This is a genomic window from Klebsiella sp. ME-303 (assembly GCF_007910085.1).
GTDB classification, from domain to species: domain Bacteria; phylum Pseudomonadota; class Gammaproteobacteria; order Enterobacterales; family Enterobacteriaceae; genus Klebsiella; species Klebsiella michiganensis.
In genome coordinates, this window is record NZ_VOJB01000050.1 from 1 (window position 1) to 17,906 (window position 17,906).

Below are 17,906 nucleotides of genomic sequence, written 5' to 3' on the forward strand. Positions count from 1 at the left end.
CCCATGCCGAACTCAGAAGTGAAACGCCGTAGCGCCGATGGTAGTGTGGGGTCTCCCCATGTGAGAGTAGGGAACTGCCAGGCATCAAACAAGTGAAGAGCCCATCCTGACGGATGGGCTTTTTGAGTTTTTGTCGTCTGAACCGACCGGACATCGGTTTACCCATAAAACCTATCTCCGCGGTCATTTCTGCCTTTTACTCCCTGCTTTCATCCACATCTTCATAATAATAACCTGCCGGTTTTATGCGGGCTCTCTGTATAAATATACAGAAGATTCCACTAGCCACACTTCAGTCTTATGTACCAGGCTTATAACGTGTATCAGCCAGCCCGTGAGAAAATAATGGCCATTAAGCCTTTTAATTACCAGCAAGACTTTTCCAGCATCGATTTTCGCCAGCATCCGGAGTTTTATCAGGTAGGAAGAGGTGAACAGGGCGTGTTGTTGGTTGAACCCTATAAAAGCGAAATTCTTCCCTACTGGCGCTATAAAGATGAAGCATCGGCGATTGAATCTGCGAGGAAAATTTATCAGCTCTTCGAGTTCTATCGACAGCAGAATGATTTTGTCGGTATGGATATGGCGCGCAAATTTATTCAGATGGGCTACACCCGGGCAAGGCGTTATGCCAATTACAAAGGCGGTAAAAAATACGCGAAGGAGGGGCACCTGAATTCGCGAGGTAATGATCCTGTTAAGGCGGCAGCTGCGGCAGTTTTCAAACAATGGTGGGATAAGCTTCGTCAGGATGAAGATTATCTCCAGCGAAAAAAGAAACATCAGGCTCATTGGGGATAATTTTCAGCATCGATCTTCCCGCCCCACATAAATTTGTGCCGCAATATCGCCTGTATAAAAACCTGTTCTGGCCCGCTATTCACCATATTTCACTTTGCTAATCCTGAAGAATCTCCTTTTAATCGCGAAAACCTGCAGTACGAAAAAAAATGTGAATGGCATCACAAACTAAAAAATAACAATTATATAACATTTAATTTACTAATCGATTTGTCTGATTGAGCGGGGTCACCCGACGCGGCAGATTGCAGTCTTTGCTGGAGCAGAATTACAATGACAGAAAGCAGTATTAGCGAACGCGGATCCCAGGATCAGGGTGATACCCGGCGCCGTATATGGGCAATTGTGGGGGCGTCATCAGGGAATTTGGTGGAATGGTTTGATTTCTACGTCTATTCATTTTGCTCACTCTACTTTGCGCACATCTTCTTTCCTTCTGGCAACACCACTACGCAATTGTTACAAACTGCAGGGGTATTTGCGGCGGGTTTTCTGATGCGTCCGATCGGGGGATGGATATTCGGGCGCATTGCCGATCGTCGTGGACGTAAAACCTCTATGCTTATCTCCGTATGCATGATGTGTTTTGGTTCACTGGTGATTGCCTGCCTGCCGGGTTATGCAACGATAGGGACCTGGGCCCCGGCTCTGCTGCTACTTGCACGCCTGTTCCAGGGCCTGTCCGTTGGCGGAGAATACGGTACCAGCGCGACCTATATGAGCGAAGTCGCGGTGGAAGGAAAGAAAGGTTTCTATGCCTCATTTCAATACGTCACGCTGATTGGTGGGCAACTTCTGGCCGTGCTTGTTGTGGTTGCCTTGCAGCAGATCCTCAGCGATGAAGAGCTTCATGCCTGGGGATGGCGTATCCCGTTTGCTCTTGGCGCAGTCCTGGCTATTGTTGCCCTGTGGCTGAGACGACAGCTGGACGAAACGTCTCAACAGGAAACGCGCGCGTTAAAAGAAGCGGGATCGTTTAAAGGATTATGGCGTAACCGTAAGGCATTTATCATGGTGCTCGGATTCACTGCCGCAGGGTCGTTAAGCTTTTATACCTTTACAACCTATATGCAGAAATATCTGGTCAACACCGCAGGCATGAGCGCGGGTACCGCCAGCATGATTATGACCGCTGCCTTATTTGTTTATATGCTTGTTCAGCCGCTTTTCGGCGCGCTTTCGGATAAGATTGGCCGCCGGACCTCAATGCTCTGTTTTGGCGTACTCGTCACCGTCTTCACTGTCCCGATTCTCAATGCATTACAGAACGTGAGTTCACCGTATGCGGCATTTGCTTTAGTGATATGCGCCCTGTTGATAGTAAGCTTCTATACCTCAATCAGCGGCATTCTGAAGGCCGAAATGTTTCCGGCTCAGGTTCGTGCCCTGGGGGTTGGACTCTCTTATGCGGTGGCCAATGCGCTATTTGGCGGCTCGGCAGAGTATGTCGCGCTGTCGCTAAAATCAGCGGGAATTGAGCACGCCTTTTACTGGTACGTGACCGTCATGGGCGCGATTGCCTTCCTGGTCTCCCTGACGCTGCATCGTAAAGGCAAGGGGCTACGTTTGTAGCATTACTGATGTGCCAGCTGCCATACCGCATAGCCGGTAGTGGCACCTGCCACATCCCAGGCAAAATCTTTCCAGCTCCAGCCGCTCCCTGACGGGCGGCTGTCCCATAGCTCCTTCGATGCCCCTAAGCTCACGGAAAACATAAAGCCTATAGCGGCACTCCGGTCGCGGCTATAGCCCTGATGCTGGGCATATTCGTTGCCTGCGGCGGAAAGCATGGCTGAGGCGAGGAAGTGTTGGGCTTTATCCTGGCCGCTCCATGAATCATTAGCCATATGGCTGCAGCCAGTCAGTAATAATAGTGGGGCAATAAGCATGATGACGCGCATACTAATTCCAGAAAAAGCCCCGCAGGGCGGGGCGTGAATTCAGAGAATACGGCTGATAAGGCGGTCGATTCGGATACGTCGCAGACGCCTGATCAGTTTGCGTACCTTTATCGGGTAATCGGCAATACTTTGTAGATCGCGATAGTGCTGAACGATCGTAGTATGTTTGCGGATGAGATTGAGCTCTTTTTCACGCATTGCGCCGAGCTGGTGTTTTGGATCGTGGATAAGTATCGCGTTTTCCAAATCCAGCCGCCATGCGCGCGGGTTCAGGTTATTGCCGGTCAGCAGCATCCATTCGTCATCAACCCACATGCCTTTCAGGTGGTAGCTGTTATCGTCGTCCTTCCATAAACGGACAATCAGCTGATCGGTATTGACATAATACTGCAGTCGGCTCAGGAAGCGTCGCAGATTGATTTCGTAAAGATAGGGCAGCGCTCCGATAATTTTAAACGGCTGATCTTCCGGAATATAGAAATCATTAGCGGTTTTATCACCAACGATAATTTCGACTTTCTTCCCGCTACGCAGCAGCTGGATGATATTACGTACCAGCAGAGCGGGCAGGTTGAAATAGGGGGTGCAGATAGTCAGCTTATGCTCAGCGCAGGGCATCAAATGAAAAATGGTTTTATTCAGCAGACTCGTCTTCCCGAGGCCCACTAACGGAGTGACCGACAGCTGGTCATCGTCAGCATTGCCGATAAAATGATAGCTGCTATCGCGGAGCTCCTGGCGATACTGGCGGATGTCATTTTTGATTTCCGGACTTTTTGGCCGATCGGCCCTGTCAAGGCGGTTAACGCCACGCCCTTGCACCAGGTTATTCTCAACCCAGTCGAACATCACATCAGCCATTTTACCGTTGCGAATGCACTGGTAGCGGTCGTAGCGATACTTATCGTGTTGATGCAGGTAAACATCATTCAGACTGGCGCCGCTGTAGAGAACGCTGTCATCAATGATAAAACCTTTGAAGTGGAGGACGCCGAGCGCTTCCCGGGTATTGACCGGAACGCCATAAACCGGGATATCGACACCGGGATTTTCCTGCGCCATGCGGCAGTACCAGTCGGCATTGGTGTTTGACGCCGCGACGCCAATACGCCCGCGCTGGGCGCGATGCCAGTCGACCAACACCTGAACATCTAATTCGGGACGCTGACGCTTAGCGTCATAGAGCGCCTGCAAAATTCCTTTGCCGCCATCATCCTGTTCCAGATAAAGCGCAATGATACAAATACGCTGGGTGGCTTGAGCTATCCTGGCCAGTAACGCTTGCCGAAAATCTGCCGGAGCGTAAAAGAACTCGATATCATCAACTGACTGAGAAAGCTTAGGGAGTTGGGCAAGGTGTTGTTGATGTTTATTGCGTTTAAATTTTGACAACATCACAGTGCGTTTCTTCTCTGTTTATTGAAGGGTCTTCTGTACCATGCAGACGACGTAAGCGGGCAATAATACCATTACTACCCGTTAAAGTAGTCAACAATTGCGGCCAGCCGTTTGTAATTGCTCAGGTACAAGCTGTAGAGACAAACTGACAATTCCATCTTCAAGCTGAATATCAACCGAGAATCCTAGCTTTCTGGCGAGTCCGATCATGCCTTTATTATTCGGCATGGTAATGCCATTCAAACGCTGCAGGCCGTGGTTTTGCGTGTAGATAATCAGCTTTTCCAGGAGCTTGCGGCCTAACCCCATACCCTTCAGGTCGGAGCGCACCAGTACAGCAAACTCGGCATCGATATTATCCGGATCGGAGATCGCTCGCGTTACGCCGAGGATCTCGTTCCCCTCGGCGGTGGTGCGCACAGCAACAAAGGCCATTTCTCGATCGTAGTCGATCTGCGTCATATTGGCTAAATCATCATGAGTAAATTCGTTGATTTCGCTGAAGTAACGATAATAAAGATCTTCTTTCGTGACCTGAGCGATAAAGGCCATAAGCTGCGGCTCATCTTCCGGGAGGATGGGACGGAAAAGACAGCGTTCGCCATTCTTCATCACCACCCACTCCTCCTGCTGCTGAGGGTAAGGGCGTATGGCCAGGCGACTTTCACTATCGCCGGTAAACGGTGCGAGAGTTAACGTGACATCAAGCGCGGTAAACTCGTGGCCGGAAGCCAGAAGAGGGTGAATATCCAGGCGCTGTATTTCCGGACAGTCGACGATCAGATTCGATACCTGTACCAGAAGCTGGCTCAGGCCAGGAATATCGAGAGGGCGCAGCGCGCTGCGGCCGCGCACTTTTTTACTTTTGATGGCCTGGATAACCAGATAGCGCGCAAGGTTCATATTCAGCGGCGGGAGCGCGACGGCGGCCTGATCCTCAGCCCGCCATTCGACGCCGCCTTCTCCCAGCATGATCAGCGGCCCAAAAACCGGATCGTGCTCAACGACAACCCGCAGCTCCTGCGCCCCGGCGCGATTAGCCATGCTTTGCACCAGCAGCCCGTGAATACGCGCCTGAGGCCAGGTCATTTTGACGCGATCGATAATCGCGTCCGCGGCCTGCTGTACCTCTGTAGCCGTGCGCAGATAAAGCATAACCCCCTGAACTTCCGACTTGTGCGGAATATCAGGCGAGCGCAGCTTCAGAGCGACGGGGTAGCCAATCTGCTCGGCAATATGTACAGCCTCGGCGCTATCGGCGGCAATCCACGTCGGCAGGGTATGAATACCGTAAGCGTGCAGAACGGGGCTCACTTCATGGGTATCCAGCGACGTTGCGCCTTCATTCATTGCCCGTTGCAGCAGGTTGTGCGCTTCGGCAGCGTTAGTGGTTAACGAATCTGACAGGACCGGGGTTTCCCTGAGCTGTTTCTGGTTACGCCGGTACTCCACCATGTGCATAAAAGCGGTAATGGTTCCTTCAGGCGTTCGATAGGTCGGCAGCCCCGCATCGCTAAACAGGCGCCGGGCTTCTTGTGAAGAGAACTCACCGCACCAGTTGGTAAGAACCGTAACGTATTTGCCGCGCGGGTGGCGCTTCAGGGCGTCAATCAACGCCAGCGCGCTCTCTGTTCCCGGTGCGGCAGCGCTGGGAGAGTGGATCACCAGCAGCGCATCGTAGTCATGGCTATCCAGCAGTACGTTCAACGCTTTGAGGTAATGCTCGCTGCTGGCGTCATCGCGGAGATCCAGCGGGTTGGCGATATCGATGGTTTCAGGTAATGCCTGACGGAGAGCGCTGCTGGTCTCTTCGCTGAGCGCGGCGAGTTTGCCGTTACGCAGCCAGAGCTCATCCAGCGCCAGCGCAGCCGGAGCGGCGCCGTTGCTGATTATCATCAGTTTCTCGCCGCGCAGCGGGCGCATGTGGCTGAGGGTTTCGACCGCTGAGAACAGCTCGTGCGTGTCCTGTACGCGCAATAAACCTGCGCGCTGAATAGCGGCGTCCCAGGCCGGATCCATGCCAGAGTTGACGTGCAGAAGCTTCTGCGCAGCCGGACTGCGTCCGCTTTTAATCACCAGAATCGGCTTATTACGCGATGCGCTACGGGCCGCTGAGACAAAACGACGGGCATCGCTGAGGTGTTCGAGATAAAGCAAAATGGCGCTGGTTTTACTATCGCGAGCGAGGAAATCAAGCAGGTCATCAACGTCGATGTCCAGACTATCCCCCAGCGCAATAAAGTAAGAAAAACCCATCTCGCGCTGCTGGGCCCAGTCGAGGATGGTATTGGAGACCGCCGCCGATTGCGAAATAAACGCCAGTTTGCCGCGATGAATAGGCACCGGCGAAAAGCTGGCGTTGAGGCCCTGCCACGGCGCAAGCAGGCCAAGGCTGTTAGGGCCGAGCAGACGCATCTGGTAGCGGGAGGCGCATTCAAGCAGCGCGGGATACTGTTCGGGGATGGAGGAGAGAATGATGCAGGTTTTGCACCCTTTTTGCCCCAGCGCTTCCAGCAGCTCAAGATTTCGGCGGGCGTTAGTACAAAGCACGGCGAGATCGGGCGTGAAGGGCAGACTGTCGACGTCAGGCCAGGCCAGTACGCCCTGAACCGCTTTCCACGCTGGCGTTACGGGGAGAACGGGGCCGCTAAATCCGCCCGCCAGCAGGTTGCGCATCATCAGATAACCGGCGCGCTGTGGTTTCATTGATGCGCCAATAACGGCGATCGACTTTGGCCGCAGCAATGCTTCCAGGCCTCGTTGGCTCATACCGGTCTCCTTTGATCCCCAGTGACCGAATGATTTTAAACGTTTTCTGTCAGTTGTGCTGTGATACTACCCTTATGCTGAGTTTTTCCTGCCAGGTAGCGCGTTCTGAATAAGCTGAAGTGCTCGCCAAGGGCCGTGGCTGCGCTTTTATCTCCCGCGAGATCCAGCAGCGCAATCGCGACTTCGGCAGTACAGTATTGGCCTTCTGCGTGAGCTTCCCGCAGGTGATAAGCGGAGATACGCGACAGATCGACGGAAATCATCGGCAGCGCGTCAAGCCAGGGGCTTTTGCGGAACATTTTTCGCGCTTCGGGCCAGGTGCCGTCGAGCATGATAAACAGCGGTGGTTTACCCGGGAGCGGGGAATCAAGAACCTGACGCTCTGGGCCAGCATAAGAGGCAGGAAAAACCACTATCGGCTGATATTGCGCGTCGGCGACGAGATCGAGAAGCGCCTGCGGCGGTTCGGTTCGTGACCACTGAAAGGCCTCCGTATCCGGCAGGATATCGGCAATCAGGCGGCCGGTATTGCTGGGCTTCATTGGCTCGGTATCGAACATCACCAGGCAAAAACGGCTGGCGGCGGCAGCCGGCTTGAGGGTGGCGCAAAGGCACTGCTTCAACGGCAGCAAGCAACGCTGGCAGCGGTGGATACGGTTGCCGCGAGCAAGAAAAGGCCGGGTGGCGCGCGCGAGGCGTTCGGCGCGAAGGCGAAGGACGGCGTTATCAGTCATGGGGATCGCTAAGAAAAAACGCCATTGTCGCAGAGGAGAAAACGGGGCACAAGCGGTGCCCCGTGAGGTTTACTGCTGGCCTGCTTCGTTTAGCCAGCTATCGAAAGGTGCTTTAGGTACGGCGCCATTGAGCATGTCGATAACTTCGCCATTTTTAAACATCATAATGGTCGGGATGCTGCGAATGCGGAAGCGAGCGCTCAGTTCACGCTCCATTTCGGTATTCACTTTCACGAAACGCATTTCGCCGCTGCGTTCTTCAGCCACATCTTCAAAGATTGGCGCAAAGTTACGGCAGGGGCCACACCACGGCGCCCAGAAATCAACAACCACGGGCAGATCGTCCTTCAGCAGTTTATCCAGCGTTACCCCGGTCGCGTTGATCACATCGCCATCAAAAAGATCGTGACCGCAGCGCCCGCATTTCGCGCCATCGGCGCTACGATCGTCGGGGATGCGGTTCAGAGCCTGACAACTGGCACAAACGGTATTCATAACTAACCTCTGGTTATGGGTTGCAGCGCGGCACGTGGCCGATTTGTTTCTGTAATGTTACATATTATCGATGCACTGCGAATAAAGGACAATGAGTTTTATTCAATGAATACGATAGACTCAGGCTTTTAAATGAAATAATGGCTAAGTGATGGCACATCGGGTAATCTGCGCGCTTCGCGCAGCGCAGGTGGAGAAAATGAATGAGCGACGACGAACTGAAAAATAAAAGCGGCAAGGTCAAAGTGATGTATGTCCGCAGTGATGATGATTCTGACCGACGTACCCATAACCCGCGTACCGGGAAGGGCGGGGGACGTCCAGGAAAGTCTCGTGTTGACGGTCGTAACCGCCCTGCGCGCGATGAAAAAGAGAGCCGCGGTGGCGATCGTAGACGTGACGATCGCAAGCGTGAAGGCTTTGGCGGCGAGGGCTCCTCTCCGTGGCGTACCGTATCCCGCGCGCCGGGCGATGAGGCGCCGGTAAAAGCGGATCACGGCGGGATCAGCGGAAAAAGCTTTATCGATCCTGAAGTACTGCGCCGCCAGCGCGCGGAAGAAACCCGCGTTTATGGTGAAAACGCCTGCCAGGCGCTGTTCCAGAGCCGTCCGGACGCTATCGTTCGCGCCTGGTTTATCCAGAGCGTGACCCCGCGCTTCAAAGAAGCTCTACGCTGGATGGCGGCGAATCGTAAAGCCTATCACGTGGTCGATGAAGCAGAGCTGGCGAAAGCGTCCGGCACTGAACACCACGGCGGGGTTTGCTTCCTGATTAAAAAGCGCCACGGCACTTCCGTTGAGCAGTGGGTGGCTAAATCCGACGCTGAAGATTGTGTTCTGGCGCTGGAAGATGTCGGCAACCCGCATAACCTCGGCGCGATTATGCGCAGCTGTGCGCACTTTGGCGTCAAAGGCGTGATTGTGCAGGATGCCGGCGTTATGGAGTCCGGCGCCGCGATTCGTACTGCGGAAGGCGGCGCGGAGCACGTTGAGCCGATTACGGGCGACAGCTTCATCGATACGCTCGAGCGCTTCCGTAAAGCGGGCTACGCGATTGTTTCTACTTCCAGCCATAACGGGACTCCGCTGTTCAAAGCCGAGCTGCCGAAGAAAATGGTGCTGGTGTTAGGGCAGGAGAGTGACGGTCTTTCTGACGCCGCTATCTCCAGCGCCGATCTGAACATCGCGATTGAAGGCACCGGCAACGTTGAAAGCCTGAACGTGTCCGTAGCAACCGGCGTGCTGCTGGCTGAATGGTGGCGGCAGAACAAGGCGTAACACCTTGTCTCAGAGTCAAAATGCCAGCGTAATGCTGGCATTTTCATTTTCAGAGCTATTCGCTTTCAGCCGGTAGCCTGGGCAGCCAGTCAATGGGCGCTTCGCCGCGTTCGGTCAGCCACTGATTCGCCTGCACGAAATGATTACTGCCAAAGAACCCGCGGTGGGCGGAGAGGGGCGACGGGTGCGGCGCTTTGAGCACGCAGTGGCGCTGGCGATCGATTATCGCGCCTTTCTTCTGCGCATGCGAACCCCACAGCAGAAAGACGACGCCTTCCCGATGCTGGTTAATCAGCGAAATGACTTTATCGGTAAAAGTTTCCCAACCGAGGCTGGCGTGAGAGTGCGCTTGTCCGGCACGTACCGTTAATACGGTATTGAGCAGCAACACGCCCTGGCGCGCCCAGCTTTCGAGATAACCGTGAGTCGGGCGCTGAAAGCCTGGTATCGTCCCTTCCAGTTCCTTGTACATATTCAGCAGCGATGGCGGGATCTGAATGCCCGGTAGAACCGAGAAGGCGAGGCCGTGCGCCTGCCCTGGTCCATGGTAAGGATCCTGGCCGAGAATCACCACTTTAACGTCGCTTAGCTCAGTATAACGAAACGCGTTAAAGACATCTTTTTGCGGGGGATAGATGGTGATTCCCGATTGCCGCTCGTCAGCAACGGTTTTCAGGGTATTAACAAAATAGGGTTGCTGCTTCTCTTCTGCCAGCACGTCATGCCAGGTTAATGGGGCGGTCATTTTGCTCTCCTGCAAAGTGTCATTGCCATAGCTTAACTGCATCTTTCAACATCACAAAATTTGCCCCACGCGATTGACGCTCTTTATGCAAAAAAAATTGAAAACTTACAAATTTATTTGGTAGGTGGCATGGCGTAACTTGATGTAAAACAATAATATCCGCCTATGACCACTTTTGTGATGTGGTTTTTGTTGATTTAAATCAAAGAATGCCGGGTGTACGGCTGATATATATACACTCATAGAACAATGGTTTTACCAATTGGCCGCGAAGGCCAATAATCGAACAAACCCTGCCTGGGAGGCATAAAATGATTACTGGTATCCAAATTACTAAAGCTGCAAACGACGACCTGCTGAACTCTTTCTGGCTGCTGGATAGCGAAAAAGGCGAAGCCCGCTGCCTGTGCGCGAAAGCCGGTTTTGCTGAAGATGACGTGGTTGCAGTGAGCAATCTGGGTGAAATCGAATACCGTGAAATCCCGGTAGACGTGAAGCCTGAAGTCCGCGTTGAAGGCGGTCAGCACCTGAACGTTAACGTGCTGCGTCGCGAAACTCTGCTGGACGCGGTTGAACATCCGGAAAAATACCCGCAGCTGACCATTCGCGTGTCTGGCTATGCGGTACGCTTTAACTCTCTGACTCCGGAACAGCAGCGCGACGTTATCGCCCGTACTTTTACTGAAAGCCTGTAAGATTCCGTTTTAATGTGAAAACGCCGGGATATCCCGGCGTTTTTTTTACTCTTCGTTTGACTTCTGCGGAGCATCCGCTGCGCTTGGTTTACGACGCTTACCAATGTTTTTGGTATCGCGATGGCGTTTTTTCACGCGCGGTTTCTCTTTTTCTTTCTCTTTCTTCTCTGCACGCTTGGCTAAAACCTTCTTGGAAGGTTTACCGGTTTGCTTCTCGCTGGGTGCGCGAGTGGTCGGGCGCAGTTCATCGATGACGCGGGCTTTTAACGGCTCTTCAATATAGCGGCCAATTTTACCCAGCAGCAGATGGTCGTGGGCTTCGACCAGAGAGATGGCCGTTCCCTTTTTACCCGCGCGTCCGGTACGACCGATACGGTGCAGATAGATGTCGGCCGTGCGCGGCAAGTCGAAGTTGAAAACGTGACTGACGTCCGCGATGTCGATCCCGCGCGCGGCAACGTCGGTGGCGATTAACACGTTAATACGGCCATCGGTCAGGCGGCTAATCGCTTCATTACGTTTTGCCTGTACCATCTCGCCTTCCAGCCAGCAGGTGTTGATACCCGCTTCACGCAGCCAGCCCGCCAGCTCATGCACGCGCTCGCGCTTACGGACGAAGACGATAGAACGCGTCGCTTCCGGCTGCTTTAGCAGATGGACCAGCAGCGCGGTCTTATGCTTGACGTCATCGGCGCGGTAATACCACTGGTGAATCTTTTTACGCTCGCGGGTGGAGGGAGTCGCAGAGACTTCCACCGGTTCTTCCAGCAGACGCTCAGCAAAATCTTTAATGGCGTCACCTTCGAGGGTGGCGGAGAACAGCATGGTCTGCTTACGCCAGCGGGTTTCACCGGCAATGTGTTCGATATCCTGCGCGAAGCCCATGTCCAGCATGCGGTCCGCTTCATCAAGGATCAGCGTTTCAACGGCGCGGCAATCAAAGTTTTCTTCTTTAATATATTGCAGCAGGCGACCGGTCGTGGCGACCACGATGTCCTGGTTCTCGCTGAACACTTCGGCATGGTTCATATAGGCGACACCGCCGGTGATCGTGGCGATATCCAGATGAGTATGTTTTGCCAGCTCACGCGCATGGTCGGCAACCTGCATCGCCAGTTCGCGCGTGGGGGTCAGGATAAGAATGCGCGGCGGACCAGACTTCTTGCGCGGAAAATCGAGCAGATGCTGCAACGCTGGCAGGAGATACGCCGCCGTTTTACCGGTGCCGGTCGGGGCTGAACCGAGAATATCACGGCCATCAAGCGCAGGCGGAATAGCGGCGGCCTGAATGGCTGTCGGGCGTGTGAAACCTTTATCCTGGAGGGCGTCCAGCAGGTTTTCGTCGAGTTCAAGTTCGGAAAAAGTCGTTACAGTCATGATCTACCTCTGAGTGGACCGCCGATTATAGACGTTACGGACGCAATGTTCATCTGTTTGTAAGGCTATCTGTTCTCCGGTATTGTGCATAGCCTTAAGCTCAGGAGTTTTTTGCCCGCAAGGTTATCGAGGATGTCCCAGTCGAAGTTCGCGCTGCCGCGCAATGGTTTTACGTTTAAGCAGTTTTTTGTCGCCCACGATCGCTGTGCGATGAAAGTGGGTACCGACGGCATTTTACTCGGCGCATGGGCCCCCATCGCTCAGGTTAAGCGCGTGCTGGATATCGGCGCGGGCAGCGGTCTGTTAGCGCTGATGCTCGCGCAGCGAACCGGCGAGACGGTGATTGTGGATGCCGTGGAGCTGGATGAAGAGGCGGCAGAACAGGCGCGAGAAAACGCCGCGGATTCTCCCTGGGCCGATCGCCTGCAGATTCATCAGGCGGATATTCAGCAATGGCAGCCGCAGCAAACCCGCCGCTATGAGCTGATTGTCAGCAATCCGCCTTTTTTCGCTGAAGGCGTACCTTGCGCCACCTCGCAGCGCGAGCAGGCTCGCTATACCTCCTCCCTCGATCACGCAACATTATTAACCTGCGCCGCCGAGCTTATTACGGAGGAGGGGTTTTTCTGCGTCGTGCTTCCGGTCGACATTGGTAACGCCTTTGTGCAGCGGGCGCAGAATATGGGCTGGCATCTGCGTCTGCGTACCGACGTGGCGGAAACGGAAGTGCGCCCGCCGCATCGGGTTCTGTTGGCTTTTTCGCCGACGGCGGGGGAGGAGTGCTTTAGCGACAGATTGATCATCCGTGGGCCAGAGCAGCAGTATTCCGAAGGATTTACCGCTCTGACCCAGGACTTTTATCTTTTTATGTGAGCCAACGGCGAGAGCACCGACGGCCCGCTCTCCGGCAACTGGTCAGGATAGTCCAGCGTGTAGTGAAGCCCGCGGCTCTCTTTACGCAGCATGGCGCAGCGCACAATCAGCTCGGCAACCTGCACCAGGTTCCGCAGCTCCAGTAAATTATTGGAGACGCGGAAGCGGGCGTAGTATTCGTCCAGCTCCTGCTGCAGCATAGTAATGCGGCGCAGGGCGCGCTCAAGACGGCGGGTGGTGCGCACGATGCCGACATAATCCCACATCAGCAAGCGCAGCTCATGCCAGTTGTGCTGAATCACGACCAGTTCATCAGGTATTTCAACCTGGCTTTCGTCCCATGATGGCAGTTCATTGACTGCCTGCGCGAACGGCAGACGCTTAACGATATCTTCGGCGGCGGACCACCCGTAGACGAGGCACTCAAGCAACGAGTTTGATGCCATCCGGTTAGCGCCGTGTAATCCGGTATAGCTTACTTCACCGATGGCATACAGCCCGTCGACGTCGGTGCGCCCGTGATCGTCAACCATGACGCCGCCGCAGGTGTAGTGTGCGGCAGGAACCACGGGCACCGCTTCTTTTGTCAGATCGATGCCCAGCCCCAGCAGCTTCTCGTAGATCATCGGGAAGTGGTGGCGAATAAATTCTGCCGGTTTATGGCTGATATCCAGATACATGCAGTCAGCGCCAAGGCGCTTCATCTCATGATCGATGGCTCTGGCGACGATATCGCGCGGAGCCAGCTCGCCGCGCTCGTCAAAGTCCGGCATAAACCGCGTGCCGTCAGGGCGTTTCAACAGCGCGCCCTCGCCGCGCAGCGCTTCCGTCAGCAGGAAGTTGCGCGCTTGCGGATGGTACAGCGCGGTTGGGTGGAACTGATTAAATTCGAGGTTGGCGACCCGGCAGCCGGCACGCCAGGCCATCGCGATACCATCGCCGGAAGAGACGTCAGGATTCGTCGTATATTGATAAACTTTAGCCGCGCCGCCGGTAGCCAGCACCACGGCCTTTGCGCTACAGGTTTCAACCGCTTCTTTATTACGATTCCAGATCCACGCGCCCACCACCCGGCGCGTGCCGGGCAGGCCGATTTTATCGGAGATAATAAGGTCAACGGCGTTACTGCGTTCCAGTATGCGGATATTAGGGTGGGCCAGCGCCTGGCTCACCAGGGTAGTCTCAACGGCTTTACCGGTCGCATCGGCGGCGTGGAGAATTCTGCGGTGGCTGTGACCTCCCTCGCGGGTCAGATGGTAGCTCTCTTCGCCGTTCGCCTGAACCTGAGTATCAAACAGCACGCCCTGATCGATTAGCCACTGAACGCAGGGTTTAGCGTTGCTCGCCACGAATGAGACCGCATGGCGATCGCAAAGACCCGCTCCGGCTATCAACGTATCCTCGATGTGCGATTCAACGCTATCGGTTTCATCAAATACGGCGGCAATACCGCCCTGAGCGTAGAAAGTAGAACCTTCACTGATAGGGCCTTTGCTGAGAACCGTGACCGCGCAGCGTTCCGCCAGGCGTAAGGCAAGGGATAATCCGGCAGCGCCGCTGCCAATAATCAGCACATCACAGGAGGAATCGGAAGTTGTTTTCATGGCCTTTGTTTAATTTACTAAACACAATAAGCGAACAATAGCACCAGCCAGCGAGAAATCGTACATTTTTTTTACTCCGCGTTGTGAGGACTAAACATAACGGCGTAATGAGGCGGGCTGTAAATGGAAAAAAGGTTTTGCGAAGCGGCTCGTGAGCTTCAGATTTTATAGTGAAATAAAAGCCGGGTTACGTTACCCTTCTGGCGGGTCTTGCGCTTTTTCTTATTATCTTACATATCGTTTAGCGACCGGGACATATAATGAGAGATAACAATCCGTCAGCCGGTGCCGGACGAAAAACAAAGGCGTAACGGAACTTTATTGTTTTCAGACACTCCAACCCTCTGCTTGCTCACTTGATGCAGTAATTGGGTGGTGTTTTTGAATACGCATGGGAATTGGGTTTGGGGAGACATTACCTCGGATGAGCGAGCAGTTAACGGATCAGGTCCTCGTTGAACGGGTCCAGAAAGGAGATCAGAAAGCATTTAACCTGCTGGTGGTGCGCTATCAGCATAAGGTTGCAAGTCTGGTCTCCCGCTACGTGCCGCCGGGCGATATCGCTGACGTTGTTCAGGAATCGTTCGTTAAAGCATGGCGTGCGCTGGATTCTTTCCGGGGGGATAGCGCTTTTTACACCTGGTTATATCGCATCGCCGTAAACACGGCGAAGAATTATCTGGTTGCTCAGGGACGCCGTCCGCCATCCAGCGATGTTGATGCGAATGATGCTGAAAACTTCGAAAGTGGCGGGGCATTGAAAGAAATTTCGAACCCTGAGAACTTAATGTTGTCAGAAGAGCTGAGACAAATAGTTTTTCGTACCATTGAATCGCTTCCGGAAGATTTACGCATGGCAATTACCTTGCGGGAGCTGGATGGCATGAGCTATGAAGAAATAGCCGCCATCATGGATTGTCCGGTGGGCACAGTGCGTTCGCGCATCTTCCGGGCGCGAGAAGCTATTGATAATAAAGTTCAACCGCTAATCAGGCGTTGACGATAGCGGAATACTGGAAAAGGGTATCAGGCATGCAGAAAGAAAAACTTTCGGCCTTAATGGATGGTGAAACGCTGGATAACGAACTGCTCAACGAGCTGGAGCGTTCATCTGAAATGCAAAAAACCTGGGAGAGCTACCATCTCATCCGCGATACGCTGCGAGGCGATACGAGTGAGGTGCTCCATTTTGATATCTCAGCTCGCGTCATGGCCGCCATTGAAAACGAGCCCGTTCGTCAGACGGTTCCTCTAATTCCTGAATCTCAGCCCGCACCGCACCAGTGGCGTCAGATGCCTTTCTGGCAAAAAGTACGCCCGTGGGCCAGCTCGCTTACCCAGATGGGCGTTGCCGCGTGCGTATCCCTTGCTGTGATTGTCGGCGTTCAGCAGTATAATGGCCAGTCTGATTCATCCCAGCAGCCAGAGGCGCCGGTGTTTAACACCATGCCGATGATGGGTAAGGCCAGCCCGGTCAGCCTGGGCGTGCCGGCGGATGCTTCGGCAGGTAGCGGTCAGCAGGCTCAGGTGCAGGAACAGCGCCGCAGAATTAATGCTATGCTGCAGGACTATGAATTGCAGCGTCGCCTGCATGCGGAACAGCTTCAGTTTGGCCAGGCCCAGACTCAGCAAGCCGCTGTTCAGGTGCCGGGCTATCAAACTTTAGGAACACAATCGCAGTAATGAAGCAACTTTGGTGTGCCATGTCGCTCATGGCAGGCAGCCTGTTCTTCTCCGTCAACGCCTCGGCTGATACATCGTCCGGGGCGTTGTTGCAGCAGATGAACCTGGCCAGCCAGTCCCTTAATTACGAGCTCTCTTTCGTCAGCATCAACAAGCAGGGTGTTGAGTCGCTGCGTTATCGACACGCTAAACTAAACAATCGCACCCTGGCACAGCTGCTCCAGCTTGACGGGCCGCGTCGGGAGGTGGTGCTGCGCGGAACGGAAATCAGCTATTTTGAGCCCGGACTCGATCCTTTCACCCTGAACGGCGACTATATCGTTGATTCGCTGCCTTCATTGGTCTACTCCGACTTTAAACGTCTGTCATCCTATTACGACTTCATTTCCGTGGGGCGGACGCGTATTGCCGATCGTTTATGCGATGTTGTGCGCGTCGTGGCTCGCGATGGCACCCGCTATAGCTATATCGCATGGTTAGATGCTGAAACTAAGCTGCCTCTGCGCGTTGATCTGCTTGATCGCGACGGCGAAACGCTTGAGCAGTTCCGCGTCGTCTCGTTCAACGTTGGCGATAACGTTAGCGCCAGTATGGAAACCCTGTCTAAGGCCAACCTGCCTCCGCAGCTGTCGGTGCCGGAAGGGGGAAATAAGGCCAACTTTAACTGGGCGCCAACCTGGCTGCCGCAGGGCGTGGCCGAAGTCTCCAGCAGCCAGCGTCGTCTGCCCACTTTCGATGGCCCGGTAGAGTCCCGTTTGTATTCCGACGGGCTGTTTAGTTTCTCTGTCAATATCAATCGCGCCACGGCAAATAGCAGCGATCAGCTGCTGCGTACCGGCCGTCGTACCGTGGCGACTACCGTGCGTGATAACGCAGAGATAACCATCGTTGGCGAGCTGCCGCCGCAAACGGCGAAGCGTATTTCCGATAGTATTAAATTCAGGGCAGTACAATGATTAAAGAGTGGGCGACGGTCGTTTCCTGGCAAAATGGCGTTGCGCTGGTGCACTGCGATGTGAAAGCCTCCTGCAGCAGCTGTGCTTCTCGCGCCGGTTGCGGAAGCCGGGTGCTGAATAAGCTTGGGCCGCAAACCAGCCATACCCTTAGCGTCCCCTGCGAACAGCCGCTGTCGGCCGGGCAAAAAGTCGAACTGGGCATTGCCGAAAGCAGCCTGCTCGGGTCGGCGGTATTGGTTTATATGGCGCCGTTAGTCGGTTTGTTTGTGATGGCATCAATATTCCAGGTGCTGTTTGCCAACGACTTTGCCTCGCTTTGCGGGGCCATTTTGGGCGGCGTTGGCGGGTTTCTGGTCGCTCGCGGTCTTTCGCCTGGCTTAGCCTCCCGGCAGTCGTGGCAGCCGGTTATTATCAGCGTCGGTTTACCGCCAGATTTAGTCCGCATCGAGACGCCTTCCTCCCAACTGGGTCAGTGATTTCACTGGCCCTTATCTTTATTTACAACTCCCGCAGGAACTCATCATTTACTCCGGTTATGCTAGCGGTAAGAGCATTTCCTGGTTTCGTGGATGTAGTGTAGAATGCGGCGTTTTCGGAT

At 54.2% G+C, this 17,906-nt stretch carries 17 protein-coding genes; 9 read left to right on the top strand and 8 right to left on the bottom strand.

The window, feature by feature from the left end; all coding sequences use genetic code 11:
• Positions 1–345 precede the first annotated feature (345 nt).
• Both FQK12_RS02000 and FQK12_RS02005 read left to right on the top strand, forming a co-directional pair.
• On the top strand, positions 346–801 hold the full coding sequence (locus FQK12_RS02000; RefSeq protein WP_014230413.1) for a DUF4385 domain-containing protein: 456 nt from the start codon (positions 346–348) through the stop codon (positions 799–801).
• A gap of 273 nt (positions 802–1,074) precedes the next feature.
• Positions 1,075–2,373 carry an MFS transporter gene (locus FQK12_RS02005; protein ID WP_014230412.1) on the top strand — a complete coding sequence of 433 codons (1,299 nt, stop codon included), beginning with the start codon at positions 1,075–1,077 and terminating at the stop codon, positions 2,371–2,373.
• A gap of 2 nt (positions 2,374–2,375) precedes the next feature.
• Here the strand turns inward: FQK12_RS02005 and FQK12_RS02010 are convergent, their stop codons facing one another.
• The 5 genes from FQK12_RS02010 to trxC all read right to left on the bottom strand — a co-directional run bounded on the left by FQK12_RS02010 (position 2,376) and on the right by trxC (position 8,098).
• Positions 2,376–2,702, bottom strand: a complete 327-nt coding sequence (locus FQK12_RS02010; RefSeq protein ID WP_014839230.1) for a YfiM family lipoprotein — start codon at positions 2,700–2,702, stop codon at positions 2,376–2,378.
• A gap of 39 nt (positions 2,703–2,741) precedes the next feature.
• On the bottom strand, positions 2,742–4,097 hold the full coding sequence (gene pssA / locus FQK12_RS02015; protein ID WP_014230410.1) for a CDP-diacylglycerol--serine O-phosphatidyltransferase: 1,356 nt from the start codon (positions 4,095–4,097) through the stop codon (positions 2,742–2,744).
• 93 nt (positions 4,098–4,190) lie between these two features.
• Positions 4,191–6,869: a bifunctional acetate--CoA ligase family protein/GNAT family N-acetyltransferase gene (locus FQK12_RS02020; protein ID WP_014230409.1), complete on the bottom strand. Its 2,679-nt coding sequence runs from the start codon at positions 6,867–6,869 to the stop codon at positions 4,191–4,193.
• 35 nt (positions 6,870–6,904) lie between these two features.
• Positions 6,905–7,603 carry a tRNA-uridine aminocarboxypropyltransferase gene (locus FQK12_RS02025; RefSeq protein WP_014230408.1) on the bottom strand — a complete coding sequence of 233 codons (699 nt, stop codon included), beginning with the start codon at positions 7,601–7,603 and terminating at the stop codon, positions 6,905–6,907.
• A 69-nt stretch (positions 7,604–7,672) separates the two neighbouring features.
• Entirely contained in the window at positions 7,673–8,098 is a 426-nt protein-coding gene (gene trxC, locus FQK12_RS02030; RefSeq protein WP_014230407.1) for a thioredoxin TrxC, read from the bottom strand.
• Between the two features lie 203 nt (positions 8,099–8,301).
• Between trxC and FQK12_RS02035 the strand changes: the two genes are divergently transcribed.
• Positions 8,302–9,375 (top strand): tRNA/rRNA methyltransferase, encoded by a 1,074-nt coding sequence (locus FQK12_RS02035; protein WP_014230406.1) that lies wholly within the window; start codon positions 8,302–8,304, stop codon positions 9,373–9,375.
• A 55-nt stretch (positions 9,376–9,430) separates the two neighbouring features.
• On the opposite strand, the gene ung is transcribed toward FQK12_RS02035, so the two are convergent.
• Positions 9,431–10,120: a uracil-DNA glycosylase gene (ung, locus tag FQK12_RS02040; protein WP_014230405.1), complete on the bottom strand. Its 690-nt coding sequence runs from the start codon at positions 10,118–10,120 to the stop codon at positions 9,431–9,433.
• 311 nt (positions 10,121–10,431) lie between these two features.
• Between ung and grcA the strand changes: the two genes are divergently transcribed.
• Positions 10,432–10,815: an autonomous glycyl radical cofactor GrcA gene (gene grcA, locus FQK12_RS02045; RefSeq protein WP_004104596.1), complete on the top strand. Its 384-nt coding sequence runs from the start codon at positions 10,432–10,434 to the stop codon at positions 10,813–10,815.
• A 45-nt stretch (positions 10,816–10,860) separates the two neighbouring features.
• On the opposite strand, the gene srmB is transcribed toward grcA, so the two are convergent.
• Positions 10,861–12,192, bottom strand: coding sequence for an ATP-dependent RNA helicase SrmB (srmB, locus tag FQK12_RS02050; RefSeq protein ID WP_004853282.1), 1,332 nt, complete (start codon positions 12,190–12,192; stop codon positions 10,861–10,863).
• A gap of 132 nt (positions 12,193–12,324) precedes the next feature.
• Here srmB and trmN point away from each other — a divergent pair, with 132 nt between their 5' ends.
• Positions 12,325–13,065 carry a tRNA(1)(Val) (adenine(37)-N(6))-methyltransferase TrmN gene (gene trmN / locus FQK12_RS02055; protein ID WP_014230403.1) on the top strand — a complete coding sequence of 247 codons (741 nt, stop codon included), beginning with the start codon at positions 12,325–12,327 and terminating at the stop codon, positions 13,063–13,065.
• Here trmN and nadB read toward each other — a convergent pair.
• The gene (gene nadB, locus FQK12_RS02060; protein WP_004853280.1) at positions 13,050–14,669 is read right to left on the bottom strand and encodes an L-aspartate oxidase; all 1,620 of its coding nucleotides are present in this window, start codon (positions 14,667–14,669) and stop codon (positions 13,050–13,052) included. The two genes, trmN and nadB, sit on opposite strands and share 16 nt — an antisense overlap.
• 424 nt (positions 14,670–15,093) lie before the next feature.
• On the opposite strand from nadB, the gene rpoE reads away from it, so the two are divergent.
• The 4 genes from rpoE to rseC are packed head-to-tail and all read left to right on the top strand — an operon-like array spanning position 15,094 to position 17,784.
• On the top strand, positions 15,094–15,669 hold the full coding sequence (gene rpoE, locus FQK12_RS02070) for an RNA polymerase sigma factor RpoE (RefSeq protein ID WP_004104583.1): 576 nt from the start codon (positions 15,094–15,096) through the stop codon (positions 15,667–15,669).
• Positions 15,670–15,701: 32 nt separating this feature from the next.
• Entirely contained in the window at positions 15,702–16,352 is a 651-nt protein-coding gene (rseA, locus tag FQK12_RS02075; RefSeq protein WP_004853279.1) for an anti-sigma-E factor RseA, read from the top strand.
• Positions 16,352–17,308 (top strand): sigma-E factor regulatory protein RseB, encoded by a 957-nt coding sequence (gene rseB / locus FQK12_RS02080; RefSeq protein WP_004853278.1) that lies wholly within the window; start codon positions 16,352–16,354, stop codon positions 17,306–17,308. Before rseA ends, rseB begins: the two co-directional genes overlap by 1 nt.
• Positions 17,305–17,784: a SoxR-reducing system protein RseC gene (gene rseC / locus FQK12_RS02085; protein WP_014230402.1), complete on the top strand. Its 480-nt coding sequence runs from the start codon at positions 17,305–17,307 to the stop codon at positions 17,782–17,784. Before rseB ends, rseC begins: the two co-directional genes overlap by 4 nt.
• The last annotated feature ends 122 nt before the right edge of the window (positions 17,785–17,906 follow it).